We start from the raw sequence: 18,666 nt of genomic DNA on the forward strand, positions 1-18,666 counted from the left end.
CTTTTGCTCTCAGGGAAACAATTCTTCATGAAGGATTTATATTTTTGTCACAGAATCAGAGATTTCACATGTAAAAATTCGTTTTTTGCTCTTTTAGGACTGATTTCACATGTGAATTAAGCATTATGAGCTCTGGTGAACTCATTTCTAACGGAAACTACACACTCCTACACCTTCTCCGCTAGTTCTTCCCATTCTAGCATGGCTTCTTCTTGGGCGACGGTCAACTGGTCGATTTGCTGCTGGCTCTCCATGAGTTCGGCGGCGTCATTAGTGGCCTTCATGGCTTCCTGAAGCTGACTGATCTGACTGTCCAAATCCTCGATTTGCGCTTCCAATTGCTCTAGGCGGCGGGCCAGTCGGCGCTGTTCTTTCTGGTTTTCCTTTTGAAGCTGATAGTCATTGGCAGGTGCAGACTTATCAGAATCAACCTGCTCTATCTCCTCACGCAAGGCTTCCTGCTCTGCCTTTTTCTCCAGATAGTAGTCATAATCACCCAGATAAAGGGTGGAACCTGTCTCAGAGAGCTCGATTATCTGGGTGGCCACACGGTTGATAAAGTAACGGTCGTGGCTGACAAAGAGCAGGGTGCCGTCAAAGTCAATCAGGGCATTTTCCAGCACTTCCTTGCTGTCAATGTCCAGGTGATTGGTCGGCTCGTCGAGAATGAGGAAGTTGTTGTTTTCCATAGACAGCTTGGCGAGGAGCAAACGCGCCCGCTCTCCACCTGATAGCATGCCGACAGATTTCTTGACATCGTCCCCCGAGAAGAGGAAAGCACCTAAGCGATTGCGAATTTCGACCTCTGGCGTCAGCTTGAAGTCATTCCATAGCTCGTCGAGAACCGTATTGCTGGGAGTCAGTTTGCTCTGGGTCTGGTCATAGTAGCCCACTTCCACATTAGCCCCCAGCTGCTCCTTGCCTCTGATGAAGGGCACTTGACCGATTAGTGACTTAATCAAGGTCGTCTTTCCAATCCCATTTGGCCCGACAATAGCTACCGCATTAAACTTGCGAATGTCAAGGTTAATTGGCTCCGACAGGACTTCCTCGCCATAGCCAATAGCCGCATCTTCCAAGGTCAGAACAACATTGCCTGAAACCTTATCCGATTTGAAAGTCATATTAGCCGAGCGACTGCCGGTCTCCGGCCTGTCCAAACGCTCCATCTTTTCCAACTGCTTGCGGCGAGACTGAGCCCGCTTGGTCGTAGAGGCCCGGACCAGGTTGCGGTTGACAAAGTCCTCCAGCGCAGCGATTTCTTTCTGTTGCTTTTCATAGTTCTTGGCTTCAGTGACCAGCTTCTGCTCCTTTTGGACCACAAAGCTAGAGTAATTGCCCACATAGCGACCCAGACTGTGCCGGGTCAAGTCTAGGGTCATAGTCGCTACCTTGTCCAGAAAATAGCGGTCGTGGCTGACGATAATCAGGGCACCGCTGTAGTTGACTAAGTAAGTCTCTAGCCAGGCAATGGTCTCAATATCCAAATGGTTGGTCGGCTCGTCCAGGACCAGAAGTTCTGGCTTTTCCAAAAGCATCTTAGCCAGAGCTAGACGGGTATTCTGCCCGCCTGAAAGCTCAGAAATCTTCATCTGCCACATGGACTGGTCAAACTTGAAGCCATTTAAAATCGCTCGAATATCGGCCTCATAGGTAAAACCACCCTTTTGTCGAAAGTCCTCTGACAGCTGATCGTACTGGTTCATGAGAGCAGTCAGGTCTTCCCCTGACAATTCTCCCATTTGCAGCTCCATCTGCCGCAAGCGTTTTTCCTGCTGACGCAGACTATCAAAGACCAGCAGCATCTCGTCATAGATGGTATTCTCCGACTCAAAGCGGCTGTCCTGAGCCAGATAGGACAAGGATAAGTCTCGTTTTTTATTGATTTGACCAGAAGTCGGCTCTTCCTCGCCCACCAAAATCTTGAGCAGGGTTGACTTACCAGCTCCGTTTTTACCGACCAGTGCAATCCGGTCATTCTCATCTACCTGCAGGTTGATATTGTCAAAAAGTAGCTCCCCTGCAAAAGAGCGTTCAATCTTGTTTGCTTGTAAAATAATCATAAAACCATTATAGCAGATTTCCAAGTACAGAGCCATTGGCTGTCATAAAAAATGAAATCCAAACTGTCTATCTCTCAAGCCAATTCAAAGGAGAATTTTAAATTTTTCCGCAAGCACTCAGACCAGAATATCCTGTCTAGCGATTGAATACCATCAAATCAGACTTCTATGGATTAGCATGCCCAAAAAAACCGAAAGAGCTCAACTCTAACGGCTTTATTTTTTATTCAATGATTTGTGTTTCAGCTAGTTTCTTATACCAGTGAGCGGATTTCTTCGGATAGCGCTCCTGCGTTTCGAAGTCTACGTAGAATAAGCCGTAGCGTTTTTCATAACCGTTAGACCAAGAAAAGACATCCATCAGAGACCAGATAAAGTAGCCCTTGACATTAGCCCCGTCCGCAATCGCATCGGATAAAACTTCCAGATGCTGCTTGACGTAATCAATGCGAGCATCGTCGTAAACCGTATTGTCCACAAATTCATCTTTATAACCCAGACCATTTTCTGTGATATAAATCTTCTTGTAGTTTGGATAATCTTTCTTAATCCGCATGATTTGATCATAAAGACCTTGCGGATAGATAATCCAATCCCAATCCGTTTTCGGTATATGGGTCGGAGATTCTCTGCGTCCTACACCCTTAATCTGGTACTTAGAGCTTCCCTTTTCGCCTTTTCCGTTATGGATAATTTCTGTTTCACCGTCAAAGTCGCGCATCCAATCACTCATATAGTAGTTGATGCCAAGGAAGTCATTGAGGTCTTTAGCTGCTTCTAAAGCCGCAAAGTCTTCATCTCGTAGATCCAGCTGACCACCATTGACCTTAAGGATATGGTTTACTCCTGCCAGAGTTACATCTGAATAGTGCCCCAGATAAGTCGCATCAAGGATAAATTTATTATGAATAATATCTTCCAACTCTGCCGCTCTGACATCTGCTGGATTTTCTGGATCATAAGGATATTTTGTCGGAAGTGCATGAACGACACCGATTTCACCCTTGTAACCCTTGTCCTTATAGAGCTTAACAGCACGGGCATGTGAGACCATCATATTGTGATGAGATTGGAAAACCTTGGCCAAGTCATACTGAATACCTGGGGGGAATTTTCCGACCAAGTACTGCCCGTCACCAATGGGACCAATTTCATTGAAAGTCGTCCAATAGCGAACTTCTGGAAATTCTTCAAAACAGAAAGCCGCATAGTCCACAAAGTGCTCAATATTTTCCCGATTGAGGAAATCGCCATTTGAATGAAGAGCCTCTGGTGTATCAAAGTGGTGAAGGGTCACAAAGGGTTCTACATGATGTTTGTGGCATTCTGCGAAAAGATTATGGTAAAACTCTACACCTTTTGAATTGACCTCGCCATAGCCCGTCGGGAAAATCCGTGACCAAGCAATAGAAATCCGAATACCATTGACACCATATTCTTCAGCCAATTTCAGATCCACAGGGTATTTGTGGTAAAAGTCGCTGGCAGGTTCTGCCGTGTACCAGTAGTTATCCTCTAGATACTTATCCCAGGCAACAGGTCCTTTTCCATCTGTGTGGGTTGCTCCCTCAGCTTGATAGGCTGCTGTTGCACCACCGAAAATAAAATCTTTAGGTAAGCTTTTTGTCATCTTATTTTCCTTTCAATAACATTTGGAGAGTGGTACAAAAGTCCTAGCCTCTCAATTGTCTTTGGATTATCGAGCAAGACGCAGTGGTTGAGTGGACTCTACTACGCTGATTTCATCAGCTTTTACAGCCCTACTCAACTGTACGGAGATGGGACGACGAAATCGAATTCTAACGAATTACCGATTTCTGTCCCACTCTCTATCAAGTTGCTTCATCTCAAATAAATAGATTTAGTTCTTGAATTGCTCCTGAACGAAGGCCAGTGCTCCTTTGCCATCACGCGTTAGTTTGATGTATTGGCCACCTTCAGTCTTAGCCAGCTTGATACCCAATTTATCAGTTTCTGCCTTCATGTCTTCAAAGTTGGAAGCAACTTGAGGAGCCAGAATAACCAGGTCAAACTCAGGCAGCATTTCACGGTGAGCACCGTATCCACCCGCTGCTGCTTTGACAGGAACATTGTATTCAGCTGCTGCTTTATTCAAAGCGTTGGCCAGCAATCCGCTAGTACCACCGCCTGCACAGAGCACCAGAACATTGGTTTCTTCGCTAATATTGTTTTGAGTTGGAGCTTCTTCATCCACTCCTGCTTTTTCAAGGATAGCGTCTGCTTTAGCAGTATTAAAGTTAGCTGCTACTTTTTCTTTAAGAGCATCGTTGGCTTTGCCAGAACGTTCTTCTTCTAAGATTTGTTCGTCATAAACCTTGACAAATGGATAGTAAATAATCACATCCACTACGACAAGAAGGGCTGCAAGAACAAAGGACAGAAGCTGGAAGTTGGTACCCAGCACAATTCCCAGAGGGCCAGGTGTCACCCAAGGAAGGTTGGCTGAGAAGGAGTTCATGTTTAACGTATCAACAAAGAATTTGAAAATCCATACGTTTGCGATAGGTGCAAAGATAAATGGAATAAAGAAAGTCGGATTGAGTACGATTGGTGCACCAAAGAGAATAGGTTCATTAACACCAAAGAAAGTTGGGACAACAGATGCTCGTCCAATCGCACGGTTACGCTCAGACTTACAGATCCACATGAAGAGGAATGGAACAATCAAGGTCGCACCAGTACCACCCATAGTAACGATGAACATTTGAGTACCAGAAGTGATGACCTTATCCGCATGTTGACCAGCTTGAAGCAAGGCCAAGTTGGCATCGATATTGGCATAAGTAATGGCAGCAATGGCAGGCTCAACAATAGACGGACCGTGAATTCCCACGAACCAAAAGAAGGCATAAGCACCAAAGATAAGAGTGATTCCCAGATAGCCATCTGCTGCTGAGAAGAGAGGAGCAAGAAGCGTTCCGATGGATTCAGCAACGGTTACTCCCAGACTTGCTTTAACAAGCAGTTCCAAACCATAGAGCAGAACGACTGAAACAGTAAATGGAATCAAGTCTTTAAATACTTGAGAAATATTTGGTGGAACTTCTTCTGGCATGCGAATGGTGACATTATTTTTCACACAAACCTTGTAGACATTAACGGTCACAAAGGCAGCGATGAAAGCTGTCAAAAGTCCTTTTGTTCCCATAAAGGCTGTCAGGAAGCCACCATCCTTAGCAGGCTCAGCCGCCATGAGGAGGAAGCCAACCATGGAAGCCAGCATAGTAGACAAGAAGTTAATCTGGTTGGTCGCAGGCAGGCTGCGATTGACAGAGTCCGTCAAAGCCTTTGCAGTGGTCCCGCCCACAAAGAAAGCCAGAATCCCCATTGAATAGCTATAAGGAGTCATTAAGAAAGTTTCAATATCCTTAGACCAGTGGAAACCCCAAGCATTTGGCACATAGGCAATCAAGATAAAGATAGATGAGAAGAGGATGACTGGCATACCAGCGATAAAACCATCCCGAATAGCACGGAGGTAGATGTTCCGAGAAATCTTCTCAAAGAAAGGCTTCCCTTTCTCAATAAGTCCGATGAGTTTATTCATTATTTTACTCCTCTTTTGTATAGTTCAATCATGTGTTTCATCAAATCCTTAAGCAACAAGGTTGTCATCAGGTGGTCTTGGCCGTGCATCATCGTCACGCTATAAGCCAAGTCCTCACCAGCAGCTTCTTTGGTCAAAAGGCTGGTCTGAGCATGGTGCGCTTCGACAATACAAGCATTGGCTTCTTCCACCAAACTTTCTGCGCGGTCAAATTCTCCAGCCTGAGCTGCATTTAGTGCTTCCAGCAACTTGGAACGAGCGTCACCTGCGTAGGCTACGATTTCAAAACCAAGTAATGTTACTTCTTCTCTATTCATGATAGATCCTCCTTTTAATGTTCCTTATAGTAATCGTTGAATATGTAAAACCAGATAAACTCGCTCACTATGATACAAATATATTCCAGTTTTCTGGGCAATAATCTCATATAGACTACTTCCGATTTGATAAGCTTTGGGATAGGTCAGTTTAATCTGACTTTCCATTTCTAACAGTGAAACATTATCATCTCGGCTTCTGTTTAAGTAATCTAAGAAGTAATTAAGATGAATCATAAACCGATCATAGAAGTTGCTATTATCCGATGTTCTTTTTATTCCCTGTTTTCTTAGCTCTTCTTCTACAGCAGATAGAATTTCCTTTCGCTGATCCAAATGACCCTGACCTGATGGACTGGAGACCCCTTCTGCATTGATAAAGTGATAGGCAATTCTATTTATTTCATCGTCTGGAAAAGCTTCTAAGAGTCGTTCCCGATAAATAGCCACTGCTTCTTGTGCGATTTGATAAGGAATGGGATATTTACCTGAAGCATCTGGAAGGTCACTGCTCTTGTACCGCCCCTGCTGAACCGCTTGATAAGAACAGTAGATATGGTCTGTCAGCGTGACATAGATATACTCCTGAACTGGGTAATGGTATTTCTTGGAAAGCGTGTCAATCACATCATAGGTCACTGTGATAAAGTCCAGCGGAACATCTTTGAGCAAGGCCACAAAGTTTTCCTTGGACTCTTCCGTTCTCATACGAAAGACTTTCTCAATCTTACTTTCCAGAACAGGATCACCCTTTTTCTTATTGAATGCTATCCCACTACCAATCAGAACAACCTCTTCACCATTTTCATGTTTGGCTAGAGCAACATTGTTATTCATAGGAAGTATGATTCGATACATAGTTCCCTCCTTATCATTTTCTTGGGTTTTCATGAAATAAAAATGACCGCAAATAAACGGAAAATACAAGAGCACTTGCCTCTTCCAATTCATTTGCGGTCACGCCTAATCCAACTTAGTAACGCTCACCCTATTCAATTATGATTTCATTATAGCACATCAAAACGTGAATGTAAACCCTTTCTTTTGCTTTTTTAAAAAATATTTTTTAGAAGCCCACTTTTTTCTAAGCATGACCAACGCTCTTCAAGCTTTTTCAAGCTTGAATCCTCGACTTTAGATAAAAGCAGGAGCCAAGAGCAGACAGTGCAAGACTTCCTAAAAACTTCTCGAAAGCTTGCACTGAACTTGCCATGAAAGACTTGCTCTCACTCGATTAAGGCTCTTCATATCATAAGTCTTTTTCTTCTATAAATTGCTTGTAGTTTACAGAAAACTAGCTAAAACTTCTTGATTTTGCATGACCAAGTAAATGCCCAGCAAAATAATCAAAACAAAGAGACTTAGCTTTATCATCCCTTTGACAAAACGAACAATCCAAAGAATAATCATGGAACCAATCAGCCACATAATGGCCGAATGCTGGAAAAATCCTTGAACGGTCTCAACATTCTCTCCAAAGAAGGCCTGAATGGGCGCTGGAACATGAGTTTCCCAAGCTGCTGTCACGCCTAGCTGGTTAGCAATATCGCTGCCGCTTTTCCACAGCCAAGCAAAAATTCCCGAGTTAAAAAGAAAGAGGAAAACTTGCTCTGGGAAGCGTCTAATAAAATTAAAAATCGTTTTTAGCATACCTTTATGATTGATACAAGTCTTTTACAGCCTGGATATCTGCTGGCTGAATACTATAAAATGAGCCTGCCGACTGCATCACTGATTCCTCCTCATTATGGTCTAATCCGATAGCATGGCCCAATTCGTGCGCTGCTGTATTGACAATCCGCTCATGAGAATAACCATAGCGTCTGTCCAACAAGTAGTAACTATTGAGGCGAACAGTCACATGGGTGAAACGATTGGTCAGCAGGTTGGTCTTGGACTCTGCCTCACCAGCTGCACTGACACTGCCGTCATTCATTTCCGTCGCAACGATATCCGCTTCTTCTTTGTCATTGATGATTTGAAAGGTGAAAGCTCCTGTCTGGTTCCAGGAACTAATGGCCTCCTGATAGGCTGAACGTAAAGTTTCATTCGTGGTATCGATATATACCGTAGCACCAGCCTTCTCCCAGCGAGCTCCCATCCCTTTATGCTCATCTGTCAGCTGATGGGGCTGAATTCCCTCACTAGTCTGAAGACCAGTGGAAAGTCCTTGATGCGTTAAGAATTGATCCACTTGAGTAACAGTAGTTCGAAGAGCCTGCGATAATCCCTCAGCCCCCGTCTCTGTCGAAGTAGTAAAATAAAAAACACCTACAAGAACAAGAAAACTGAGTGCCACAGACCAAATAAGCCCCCAGATGAGCTGCCAAAGCAAGCGAACTATAAATCTAATAGAATTGAAAATAAACTTCACGGCAAGCTCCTTTCTCATAGAATGCACGAGAGATTTAGTCTAGCATCTTTCGCTTAAATAAAACTGAATATGCATAAAGAGCAAGTATCGCAATAAATAACTCGAATGCAAACTCCCACTTGAAAAGACGAAAAAAGAAGCTGAGAAACTCAGCCTCTTCTTAAGTAAATTACAATTCGATATCACCGAAAAGATCAGCCATTGAGAAACCAGTTTGAGTTTCTGGAAGCTCGAAGTCACGTTTTTCTTGACGACGTGGACGACGTGGACGAGATTGACGTTTTTCTTCTTTTTGGCCTTCTTCTTGAGCTGGACGCTCTTCAAGAGCCTTGATAGAAAGCGATACACGCTCAGCAGCAGCATTCACTTCAAGAACTTTAACAGTTACTTCTTGACCAACTTTAAGAGCATCTTTTGGATTTTCAACACGTTTGTGTGAAATTTGTGAGATGTGAACAAGTCCGTCGATACCTGGCAATACTTCAACGAAAGCACCGAAGTCAGTCAAACGTTTTACTGTACCTTCAACTACATCGCCAGCAGCAAGTTTTTGTTCAACACCATCCCATGGTCCAGGGGTTGTAGCTTTAAGTGAAAGAGACACGCGGCCTTCTTCTTCGTTCAAATCAAGAACCTTCACTTCGATTTCGTCACCAACTGAAACAACAGATTTTGGTGAAACGTTACGCTCGTGAGAAAGTTCAGTCAAGTGAACCAAACCATCAACACCACCAAGGTCAATGAAAGCACCGAAGCTTGTGATACGAGCAACTTTACCAGTTACAACATCACCAACATTCAATTTACCAAATACTTCTGCACGCGCTGCAGCAGCTTCTGCTTCTACAACTTCACGACGTGAAAGGATGAAGCGGTTTTCTTTTGGATCTACTTCTTTAATCTTAGCGTCAAATTCTTGACCTACAAAACGTTCAGTGTTGCGAACGAAACGAGTATCGAGCATTGAAGCTGGAATAAATCCACGAAGTCCTTCAAACTCAACAGAAAGTCCACCTTTAACAGCACGAGTGCCCTTAACAGTAACGACTTCTTCTTCACGACCAACCAATTTGTCCCATGCTTTGCGAGCTTCTAAACGTTTTTTAGATACTAGGTAAGTAACTGTATCTGTATCTTTACCTACTACTTGACGAAGAACAAGCAATTCAAGTGTGTCACCTGGTTTTACAAAGTCATTGATGTCAGCATCACGATCATTTGTCAACTCACGCAGAGTCAAAACCCCTTCAACACCAGTACCAGCAATGGCAACATTAGCTTGGTTAGCATCCACTGTTAATACTTCAGCAGTAACGACATCACCTGGCTCGACTTGGCTAACACTGTTTAGCAAATCTTCAAATTCATTCATCTAAAAAAATCCTCCAACAATCAAGTGTACTACTTGACATACTTATAATTATTTTCCTAAGCACCCGCAAACGACATTGATTTATCTTTACCGTTTTCCACCCTATAAAGAAATAAAATATCCGACGATATTTTATCCTTTATCTGATATATTACCTAAGAACTGGGGTAGCTGGATTCGAACCAACGCATGAGGGAGTCAAAGTCCCTTGCCTTACCGCTTGGCTATACCCCAATGATGAAATGGAGAGAGAGGGATTCGAACCCCCGAACCCGAAGGAGCGGATTTACAGTCCGCCGCGTTTAGCCTCTTCGCTATCTCTCCGACAATCAACGATACCAATTATATCATTAATCTAATAAAAGCGCAAGCCCTTATTTTCCTAAATTGTAGGTTTCAATCAAAGTTTCTACCGCTTTTTCAAGCTTTTTATATAAACTTTCAACATTTCCATTCTTGACAATAGCAAATTGGCCGTCAAACTCAGCAATCTCGCCAATGACTTTTTTCCCAATAGAAAGGGTGTAGCCATCAAATTGATCCGCGCCAAGCTTCACCTTACTATCTGCAATCTGAATCTCAATTTTTTTGTCTTTTTTACTCATTCTTCTACCTCTTTCAAGTTTCTATTTTACACAAAAATAGCAAAGCTGGCAAGTGATTTCCTCAATAAAAAGAGCCTCGAAAGGCTCTTGGGTTATTCGTCTACTTTAACAATCCAACCTTCTGGGGCTTCCACATCACCAAATTGGATACCAGTCAGCTCATCGTAGAGTCTGCGGGTCACTGGCCCGACTTCTGTCTCGCTATAGAATACATGGAAGTCATCGCCGTGCTGGATTCCTCCAATTGGTGAGATAACTGCTGCCGTACCACAAGCTCCTGCTTCAACAAAGCGATTCAAGTTATCAATCGGAACGTCGCCTTCAATCGGCGTCAAGCCCAAGCGGTGCTCTGCCAAGTAAAGCAAAGAATATTTGGTAATGGACGGTAGAATGGAGGGACTCAACGGTGTCACAAATTCATTGTCCTTGGTGATTCCAAAGAAATTGGCTGATCCAACTTCTTCAATTTTGGTATGAGTTGACGGATCTAGGTAGATAACATCTGAAAAGTTACGAGACTTAGCCATCTTACCTGGTAAAAGACTAGCTGCGTAGTTACCACCCACCTTAGCAGCACCTGTACCATGTGGAGCTGCGCGGTCAAATTCGTCTTGGATCAAAAAGTTGGTTGGAACCAAACCACCCTTGAAGTAGTTTCCGACTGGCATAGCAAAAATCGTAAAAATGTACTCCTCTGCTGGTTTTACCCCGATGATATCTCCGATACCAATCAAAAGGGGACGAAGGTAGAGAGTTCCCCCTGTTCCATATGGCGGTACATATTCTTCATTGGCGCGGACAACAGCCTTACACGCTTCCACAAACATTTCAGTTGAAACTTGTGGCATCAAGAGACGATCGCATGTGCGTTGCAGGCGCTTAGCATTCTCATCTGGACGGAAAAGCTGAACACTACCATCCTTGGTACGATAAGCCTTTAGACCTTCGAAAGCCTGCTGGCCATAGTGAAGACTTGGTGAAGACTCAGAAATATGCAGGGTCGCATCTTCTGTCAGCTGTCCTTCCTCCCACTGACCATTCCGATAATAAGCGATATAGCGATAGGGCAATTTCATATATGAAAAGCCAAGATTTTCCCAATCAAGATTTACTGTCATAGTCTTTTTCCTCTTTTCCTTATCTTTCAATTTATAGATACTCCCTATTGTACACCTTTTTCTGAAAAATTCAATCATTATTTTCAATTTTCTGAAAATTTATTTTTAAAACAAACCAGTTCGTGTGAACTGGCTTGGTGATTACTTGATATAAGCTGAGAAGACTTCTTCATCTGAAATGGTATCAGAAATGAAGCTGCCGTTGCTAGTGCGCTCAGACAGGCTGAGGTCAGCTAGATTAATCTCATAGGCCGTTCCTTTATTAGAAAGCACCTGCAAAATCTGCTCCTCACTGGCTTCTGCTTCAGTAGTAAAGAGATCAAAGTCCACTGCTTCGCCAAAGACTGGTCCAGCTACAAAGACACGATGGGGCTTGGTCTTAAGCTCTCTCAGAACTTGAAGACCCCGATTTGCCCGACTAGTAACAGGAATATCTGCGACTGCCATACGCTTGAGTGAACCGCGCTGAGTCAGGATGTAAAGCGAGTCTGTGTTGGCGATAAAGGCCGCTGCTAGGACGTCGTCTTTCTTGAGGTTAATGGCTTTAACCCCAGCTGCCTTAGCTCCGATGACAGGTACTTCCTCAATATTGAAGCGAAGGGCATAGCCGTTCTTGGTCACGAGCATAACATCATCCAGCTTAATCGGCGCCAGAGCAATGACCTGATCGTCTTCATTTTTCAACTTGGCAAACTTGAGTGACTTAGACTTGTAGGTCCGCCAAGGACTGAATTCCTTGCGCTCTACACGCTTGATTTGACCTAACTTGGTCGCTGCAAAGTAAGTGCCCTCCTCAAAGCTGTCCAGCAATTCTGTATAGATAACCTCTTCTTTGGTATCAAAGTTACTGATGGTCTGGCTGAGGTGTTCTCCGATTTCTTTCCAGCGGATGTCTGCCAGCTCATGAACAGGCCGGTAAATAACATTTCCAAGACTCGTAAAGATAAGCAAGTGCTGGGTCGTCTTGGCTGGACTGACAAAAATCAGTCGGTCATCATCACGCTTGCCCATCTCTTCTAGGGTCGAAGCTGAGAAGGAACGCGGACTGGTCCGCTTGATATAGCCAGAACGTGTCACGCTGACATAGGTTTCTTCCTCAACAATAAGACTTGCAGTATCAATCTCAATAGCGTTTGCTGTATCCTGCAGCTCGCTGAGACGCGGATTGCCAAACTTCTTCTTGACGTCACGGAGCTCACGCTTCATAAGATTATACATGGTGCGCTCATCACCGATAATGGCTGCCAGCATGGCAATCTTCTCGCGCAGCTCTGCTTCTTCCTCTTCCAGAACCACTACGTCTGTATTGGTCAAACGGTAGAGTTGGAGAGTGACGATAGCCTCAGCCTGCTCCTCAGTGAAATCATAGCTAACCTTAAGATTTTCCTTGGCATCTGCTTTGTTTTCAGAAGCACGAATCAAGGCAATCACCTCGTCCAAGATGGAAAGCACCCGAATCAAACCTTCCACGATATGAAGTCGTTTTTCAGCCTTGGCCTTGTCAAACCGGCTGCGAGCCAGAATAATCTCCTTGCGGTGGGCAATATAACTGGTCAAGATTGGTACAATCCCCACCAAACGAGGCGTGAAATTGTCAATAGCTACCATGTTGAAATTGTAATTGACTTGTAAATCAGTGTACTTAAAGAGGTAGTTGAGAATCAGCTCGGTATTGGCGTCTTTCTTGAGCTCGATGGCAATGCGAAGCCCGTCCCGGTCCGATTCGTCCCGCACCTCAGCAATGCCGGCCACCTTGTTATTGACCCGCACATCGTCAATCTTCTTGACCAAGACCGCTTTATTAATCTCGTAAGGAATCTCGGTAATAACGATTTGCTCTTTTCCGCCCTTCAGCTTTTCAATCTCAGTTCTGGAGCGCACCACGACGCGACCTTTTCCAGTCTCGTAGGCTTTCTTGATCTCATCACGACCTTGGACAATGGCTCCTGTCGGGAAGTCTGGACCAGGCAGAAACTCCATAAGTTTGTCCACCTTGGCAGACGGATGGTCAATCATATAGATGACCGCGTCAATGACTTCAGCTAGATTATGGGGTGGAATGTCGGTCGCATAACCAGCGGAAATCCCAGTTGCTCCATTGACCAAAAGATTAGGAAAGGCTGCCGGTAGAACAGTCGGCTCCTTCTCAGTATCATCGAAGTTCCAAGCAAAAGGAACGGTATCTTTCTCGATATCCTGCAAAAGATAACCAGCCATCTCAGACAAGCGCGCCTCGGTATAACGCATAGCCGCTGGTGGATCACCGTCCATGGAACCATTGTTCCCGTGCATCTCAACGAGAATCTCACGGTTCTTCCAGTCCTGAGACATGCGGACCATGGCATCGTAGATGGAGCTGTCACCGTGAGGGTGGAAATTCCCCATGATGTTCCCGACTGACTTGGCAGACTTGCGGTAGCCCTTGTCAAAGGTGTTGCCGTCCTTGTTCATGGAATAAAGAATACGGCGCTGCACAGGCTTCAAGCCATCTCGAATGTCCGGCAAGGCCCGCTCCTGAATGATGTATTTGGAGTAGCGACCAAAGCGCTCTCCCATGATGTCCTCAAGGGACATGTTTTGAATATTGGACATAATAATTCTCTTTTTAGTGTTTTATTGTAAAGTAAATCTATATTTTATAAATTTAACTGTTTCTTTGTAGGTAGTGAGAAAAGAAGAGCAATCCTACTAATCCTATAATAAATAAAAGATTAATTTTAATAACAAATAAGCTAAGTAGGGTATTAATTAAGCCGTGAAAAATGGCGCAATAAAGGATCGACTTAGTCTTTTTGAAAACAGCTGCTAGAAGAATACTGAGATAAATTGCAAATAGACTGAATAATATAAAAGGCATCCTACTTTGAGAGCTTCCAATCACAAACCATAAAGGTACATGCCATACTGCCCAAATACAACCTGTTATCAAACCGGAAATCCAAAAGGAGAATCTAGTTTCCAAAGTTGGTTGCAAGATGCCTCGCCATCCCAATTCTTCTTCGCCACCATAAACACAGACTGCACTCAAAAAAACAACAAACAAATTTCCTAGTGGAAAAGCCGGATTAAGCTCCTTAGATGAGAAAGCAATGACACCTGTCTGCACGAAAATTAGTAAAAGAAATAACAAAATATATTTCTTTGAGTCCCCTAAGATAAAAGAGACTATGCTTTTAATGGATTTTTGAGGCAAACAAGAAATGGCTGCAATGGTTGGACCGAAACCTCCTAGTAAATGGAGAAAAACTCCTAGTGGACTTGTTAGACTTAAGAGGCTCATTTGCGTCAGAAAAGCGAGCAATCCCCAACCAAGCCCCCAAGAAATGAGAAAACTAATCAGTAAAAATTTTGTTATCTTATTATTTTGTAAATGTTTCATTTGTTTCTAGTCTTTCCTCAGCATACTCAATCATCTTCTCAGCTACTTCCTTATCGTAATCAAATCCCATCTTTTGAGCAAGGATTTGAGCTTCTTGGTGGAAAAGTTGCATCGTAGCAAACAAAGACTGAGTGATTTTCTCTATATTTGAAAATTCAAGCAAATTTGAAAATTCTTTCTCTTTCTCAGCAGGCAAATACTGAAAGAGATACTTGTAGTTCTTGCCGACGTCGACAGTCCCCCGATCACCTGCGACCTGCCAAGCCAAGACCTTCAAGAGTTCTTGTTGGCAAATACCGTAGAGATGGTCAGTCGCATAGATGAGTTGCTTGCGATGAATCCCCTTAACCACGTAGGCTGATACCCACCAAAATTCATTGCAGGATTTATCAAAGTCAGTCTCACTGGCTTGTGCCGTCCAATAGCGCTCAGGTGTCGGTGCATAAGAAGCAAACAGCCCCTGCGGGTCATCCAGCACCGTGAAATCCGCTTCGCTATTCACCCACTCTTTGATGTGCTCCTTTGGGCAAAGAGTCAAATCTATCCGATTGCCATCTTCAAAGAGCATGAGATAGAGGCGGCGATGGTCTAGTAGGATATGCTGCTCAATCATGCGCTTTCCAAACTTTTCCAACCAAGCAAGGTCAGCCGCCAGAGTGTCCAAATTCTCCACAATGTAGACCACATCATAGTCTTGGAACTCGTCCTTGGGAACCTTTGGATTTGTCCGCGAACCAGACATAGCGACAGCCTCGACTTTTAGAGTTTTTGCGGTTTGTAAAATTAAATCAAGCATTTTGGGTTCAGTTCTCATGGAAACACCTACCTTTTTAGTGGAAACTCTCGATTCTGTAGAGGGTATGTCTATAAAGGGGACTGTTTGCTGGAACTTTTTCATTATCAAATTCTTTGACAAATTCCATGCCTAGCTTTTGCATGACTTTTTGCGAAGGGAGATTGAGCAAGGATGTAAAAGAGTAAACTTCTGACAAGCCAGCTTGCTGGAAAGCGAAGTCTAGACAGGCTTGGGCAGCCTCCGTCGCATAACCACGATTCCAAAACTCTTTTCGCAGACGCCAGCCGATTTCTACAGCTTCTTTTCCAGCAAAAATCCGTAAATCCGAATGGTGCAGACCTACCAAGCCGACAAACTCCTGACTGTCCTTTTCTTCAACAGCCCAAAGACTGTATCCATAAGCCTTAACTTCATCTTGAATGCCCTGATAAAGCCGCAAGGACTCCGCTTGACTATATGGCTTTGGGAAATACTGCATGACCTCCGGATCCTGATTCATAGCGATCAAAGCCGGCAAATCAGATTCCTGCAAGTCCCGTATAATGAGACGGTCTGTTTCAAGAATAGTCATCTAAACACTCCTCTACAAACTTTCTTACCTAACAACTCCTCAGCTTTATATAAGCTGTACCCTTCGTAATAATATGAAGCATCCACACCCTTAAAGAAACGGGCCTGAGTTTGTAATGTCTAGTTTATTTTCCAATACCATGTTTGTTCCCATTTCTATTCTTTTTAGAACTTCAAAACTTCGCCTTATGTTGCAAAAACTCGTCTATCTGTGAGGGACTTCTTCAGAAGAAAGCTACTTTTCCTCACCTACTGCTTCTTGCTTGCTTTTCTTTGGTGTTAATTTTTTATAGCGACTACGGATAGCGTTGAGATGGTCACGGAGATCGGCATACTGCTTTTTATCTGGATAAGCATAGGCGTTGATTGCAGTAAAGTCCACAAGGAAGTCATAGATTTCTTGCAGTTTCACACGGACTTCCTTGTTTTGACTAGGTGCCTTGCCTTTTTGCTCAGCCAAGCGCTCCTTATAGACTTTTTCAAACTGAGAGTGCGCCTTTGTCAAGGTTTCTACATGAGTTGTCAAATGCAGAGTTGAAAGGGCAGTTTGGTAGTCACTATCTTTTAGCTCCTTGAGCAAATGGTTAATAGCTTCTGTCTCTTTTTCGTAGCTCATACTCGTTAGCCCAGCATAATTTTTGAAAAGTTTGCTGAGTTTGTCGTAAGCTTCCTTGCTACTTGCCTCTTTCACACGAGAGAAGGCCTTGACCAAACCAGACAAGGTAGAAAGCGCATCATCACGCTCACGATCAGACGCTTCCAGACTAGCCACCGTTTGACTGGCCTTGGAACGGTGCAAACCAGCTTGCAAGTTCTCAAGGAGTTTCTCCATATCCCCAAGCTTCGTTGCATAAACCTACTCAGACTTATTTGCTTTTGTAAAAGCATTGACAGCCTCAAGACTATCGCTCAGCAGTTGGAAGAAACTCTTTCCTTCCAATCTGGTCATATCTAAATTTGTAATCTTATATTTCATTTTTTTCTCCTAAAATTTTATTAAATTGTTTCTCATAATTTTGGTGGAAGGTCGTCCACTTGGCAGTGTTGATGTCGGATTTTCCGATCTTCTCCCTGTCAGCCAGGCAGCTCATCGGAATTTCCGAAGAGACTTCTCAAATGATAGGGAGGTCGTCGGAAATTCCGACAAGCTCCCTACCACTTAAAATAGATCAGCGGATTTCCCGATGAGGGGGTGGGGGGGCTTTTTTAGTGAATTCTTTCCTCTAATAGTCAGGGTAAAGAGGATCTTTAGCAGGGATAACCTTATCAGAAAGTTCCCTACCGAGAGAATAAAAGTTATCCTCACTCGGCTTCGCATAATCAAGAATATCCTTTTGGGGATCATATTTCATATCCCAGCGATTTCCCATAAGAGTATAAAACCTTTGCTGTTCTTCATTGTTCTTAAACCCCTCCTTTAACATTGGAATGAATTTAGAAATTTGTGAATCTAAATATGCAAAAGCAGTATCATAAATATTATCATCTCCAACAATTTTTATTTCGTTCTCAGGAAAATGAGCAATATTTCTTGTATAATTTTCTAAATCATTATATCTAGTATCTGAAAGAGGCTCCTTACTCCACGGAGTAGTCACAAAATTCTCTGATAAAGGTTTTTCCGGTTTATCTTTGTAAGAATAATTTAATTTTGTAGCTATAGCCAAAAACGGATATACTCGTAACTCATAAGCGATATTATCAATACCGGGACGACCATAAAATCTAGACCTTAAATCCCTGGCTCCTAGTTTTCCATAAAAATTTTTCGGAAGAACTGAGGTAGTAATTTCGTCAATAGTTTTACCTGTACTTGATTGACTGATAACATTATCATAAGATACAGGTAATAAAATTAAATTCGAGAAACGCCTACCGTCTTTAAAAATCCAAAATAGTTTAGCAGGGATATACATATAGTAAGACGGTTTGGGCGGTATAGTTAATGGTTTTGTAGATTCGTTATACAATGTATAGCTTGGATTCTCTTGCCAGAAATTTTGAACAATATTAAAATTTGTTGTATCAAGATATTTGCTTCTATCCTGGTTAATTTTATTATTTTCCTGATTTTTGATATTATTCTCTTGGTTCTTTTCATTATTTTCAATTGTCCTAAATCCTAGAAACATCGTAAAGCCTAACGATATTATAGAAATCACTAAAGGCAAAAACTGAATAATTTTATCAAAAACAGTTTTATCATTATTCTGATTTTTTATAAGTAAAGGTTGAGGAATGGTGAAACTTGCGTTATCAGTTTTGTTTTCAATATCATTTGTATTTCCCTTTTTCTGATTAGTTTTACTAGATAGATTAACCTTCGCAACAAATTCTTTTTTAATATCTTTTTCTGGAATACTCTTTTGTTTTTTCTTTTTATTTGCCATACACTTCTCCTCCTACGACGTGAGAAAAGCAAAACGTTATTTTTTGCTTTTCGAGCTAGTAAGGGAGTTAGCTTGTCCGCCTGATAGCGGCAAGCGTCTTTTCATTAGGAGCTT

General features: G+C 42.9%; 15 protein-coding genes, 2 tRNA genes and 1 pseudogene. All 18 read right to left on the minus strand.

Going from position 1 to position 18,666, the window contains the following annotated elements; genetic code table 11:
- Positions 1-167: 167 nt before the first annotated feature.
- The 18 genes and pseudogenes from O3651_RS04785 to O3651_RS04870 all read right to left on the minus strand — a co-directional run bounded on the left by O3651_RS04785 (position 168) and on the right by O3651_RS04870 (position 18,552).
- Positions 168-2,063: an ABC-F family ATP-binding cassette domain-containing protein gene (locus O3651_RS04785; RefSeq protein WP_371609729.1), complete on the minus strand. Its 1,896-nt coding sequence runs from the start codon at positions 2,061-2,063 to the stop codon at positions 168-170.
- 223 nt (positions 2,064-2,286) lie between these two features.
- On the minus strand, positions 2,287-3,693 hold the full coding sequence (gene lacG, locus O3651_RS04790; RefSeq protein WP_371609730.1) for a 6-phospho-beta-galactosidase: 1,407 nt from the start codon (positions 3,691-3,693) through the stop codon (positions 2,287-2,289).
- A 231-nt stretch (positions 3,694-3,924) separates the two neighbouring features.
- Positions 3,925-5,631, minus strand: a complete 1,707-nt coding sequence (locus O3651_RS04795) for a lactose-specific PTS transporter subunit EIIC (protein ID WP_371609731.1) — start codon at positions 5,629-5,631, stop codon at positions 3,925-3,927.
- Positions 5,631-5,948 (minus strand): PTS lactose transporter subunit IIA, encoded by a 318-nt coding sequence (lacF, locus tag O3651_RS04800; RefSeq protein WP_125371058.1) that lies wholly within the window; start codon positions 5,946-5,948, stop codon positions 5,631-5,633. The genes O3651_RS04795 and lacF overlap by 1 nt, the downstream gene beginning before the upstream one ends.
- 24 nt (positions 5,949-5,972) lie before the next feature.
- Positions 5,973-6,806: a PRD domain-containing protein gene (locus O3651_RS04805; RefSeq protein WP_371609732.1), complete on the minus strand. Its 834-nt coding sequence runs from the start codon at positions 6,804-6,806 to the stop codon at positions 5,973-5,975.
- Between the two features lie 426 nt (positions 6,807-7,232).
- Positions 7,233-7,598 carry a hypothetical protein gene (locus O3651_RS04810; protein WP_187421655.1) on the minus strand — a complete coding sequence of 122 codons (366 nt, stop codon included), beginning with the start codon at positions 7,596-7,598 and terminating at the stop codon, positions 7,233-7,235.
- A gap of 4 nt (positions 7,599-7,602) precedes the next feature.
- A complete protein-coding gene (locus O3651_RS04815; RefSeq protein WP_371609733.1) occupies positions 7,603-8,340 on the minus strand; it encodes a matrixin family metalloprotease in 738 nt (245 codons plus the stop codon).
- A 151-nt stretch (positions 8,341-8,491) separates the two neighbouring features.
- Complete coding sequence (gene rpsA, locus O3651_RS04820; protein WP_015604624.1) at positions 8,492-9,694, minus strand: 30S ribosomal protein S1; 1,203 nt, start codon at positions 9,692-9,694, stop codon at positions 8,492-8,494.
- A 162-nt stretch (positions 9,695-9,856) separates the two neighbouring features.
- Positions 9,857-9,928 (minus strand) — tRNA-Gln (locus O3651_RS04825).
- A gap of 9 nt (positions 9,929-9,937) precedes the next feature.
- Positions 9,938-10,018: transfer RNA gene (locus O3651_RS04830), tRNA-Tyr, on the minus strand.
- A 50-nt stretch (positions 10,019-10,068) separates the two neighbouring features.
- Positions 10,069-10,299, minus strand: a complete 231-nt coding sequence (locus O3651_RS04835) for a DUF2969 domain-containing protein (protein WP_015604623.1) — start codon at positions 10,297-10,299, stop codon at positions 10,069-10,071.
- Positions 10,300-10,391: 92 nt separating this feature from the next.
- A complete protein-coding gene (locus tag O3651_RS04840) occupies positions 10,392-11,495 on the minus strand; it encodes a branched-chain amino acid aminotransferase (protein ID WP_371609734.1) in 1,104 nt (367 codons plus the stop codon).
- A 63-nt stretch (positions 11,496-11,558) separates the two neighbouring features.
- Positions 11,559-14,009: a DNA topoisomerase IV subunit A gene (gene parC / locus O3651_RS04845; protein ID WP_371609735.1), complete on the minus strand. Its 2,451-nt coding sequence runs from the start codon at positions 14,007-14,009 to the stop codon at positions 11,559-11,561.
- A 52-nt stretch (positions 14,010-14,061) separates the two neighbouring features.
- The gene (locus O3651_RS04850) at positions 14,062-14,796 is read right to left on the minus strand and encodes a CPBP family intramembrane glutamic endopeptidase (protein ID WP_125388098.1); all 735 of its coding nucleotides are present in this window, start codon (positions 14,794-14,796) and stop codon (positions 14,062-14,064) included.
- Positions 14,777-15,610: an aminoglycoside 6-adenylyltransferase gene (locus O3651_RS04855; protein ID WP_125388097.1), complete on the minus strand. Its 834-nt coding sequence runs from the start codon at positions 15,608-15,610 to the stop codon at positions 14,777-14,779. Before O3651_RS04855 ends, O3651_RS04850 begins: the two co-directional genes overlap by 20 nt.
- Positions 15,611-15,626: 16 nt before the next feature.
- Positions 15,627-16,163, minus strand: coding sequence for a GNAT family N-acetyltransferase (locus O3651_RS04860; RefSeq protein WP_125388096.1), 537 nt, complete (start codon positions 16,161-16,163; stop codon positions 15,627-15,629).
- A 234-nt stretch (positions 16,164-16,397) separates the two neighbouring features.
- Positions 16,398-17,138: pseudogene (locus O3651_RS04865) on the minus strand (DUF6261 family protein).
- Positions 17,139-17,385: 247 nt separating this feature from the next.
- Positions 17,386-18,552 (minus strand): hypothetical protein, encoded by a 1,167-nt coding sequence (locus O3651_RS04870; protein WP_125388094.1) that lies wholly within the window; start codon positions 18,550-18,552, stop codon positions 17,386-17,388.
- Positions 18,553-18,666: the final 114 nt, after the last annotated feature.

Source organism: Streptococcus sp. 27098_8_73 (assembly GCF_041432495.1).
In the GTDB taxonomy this organism is placed as follows: Bacteria; Bacillota; Bacilli; order Lactobacillales; family Streptococcaceae; genus Streptococcus.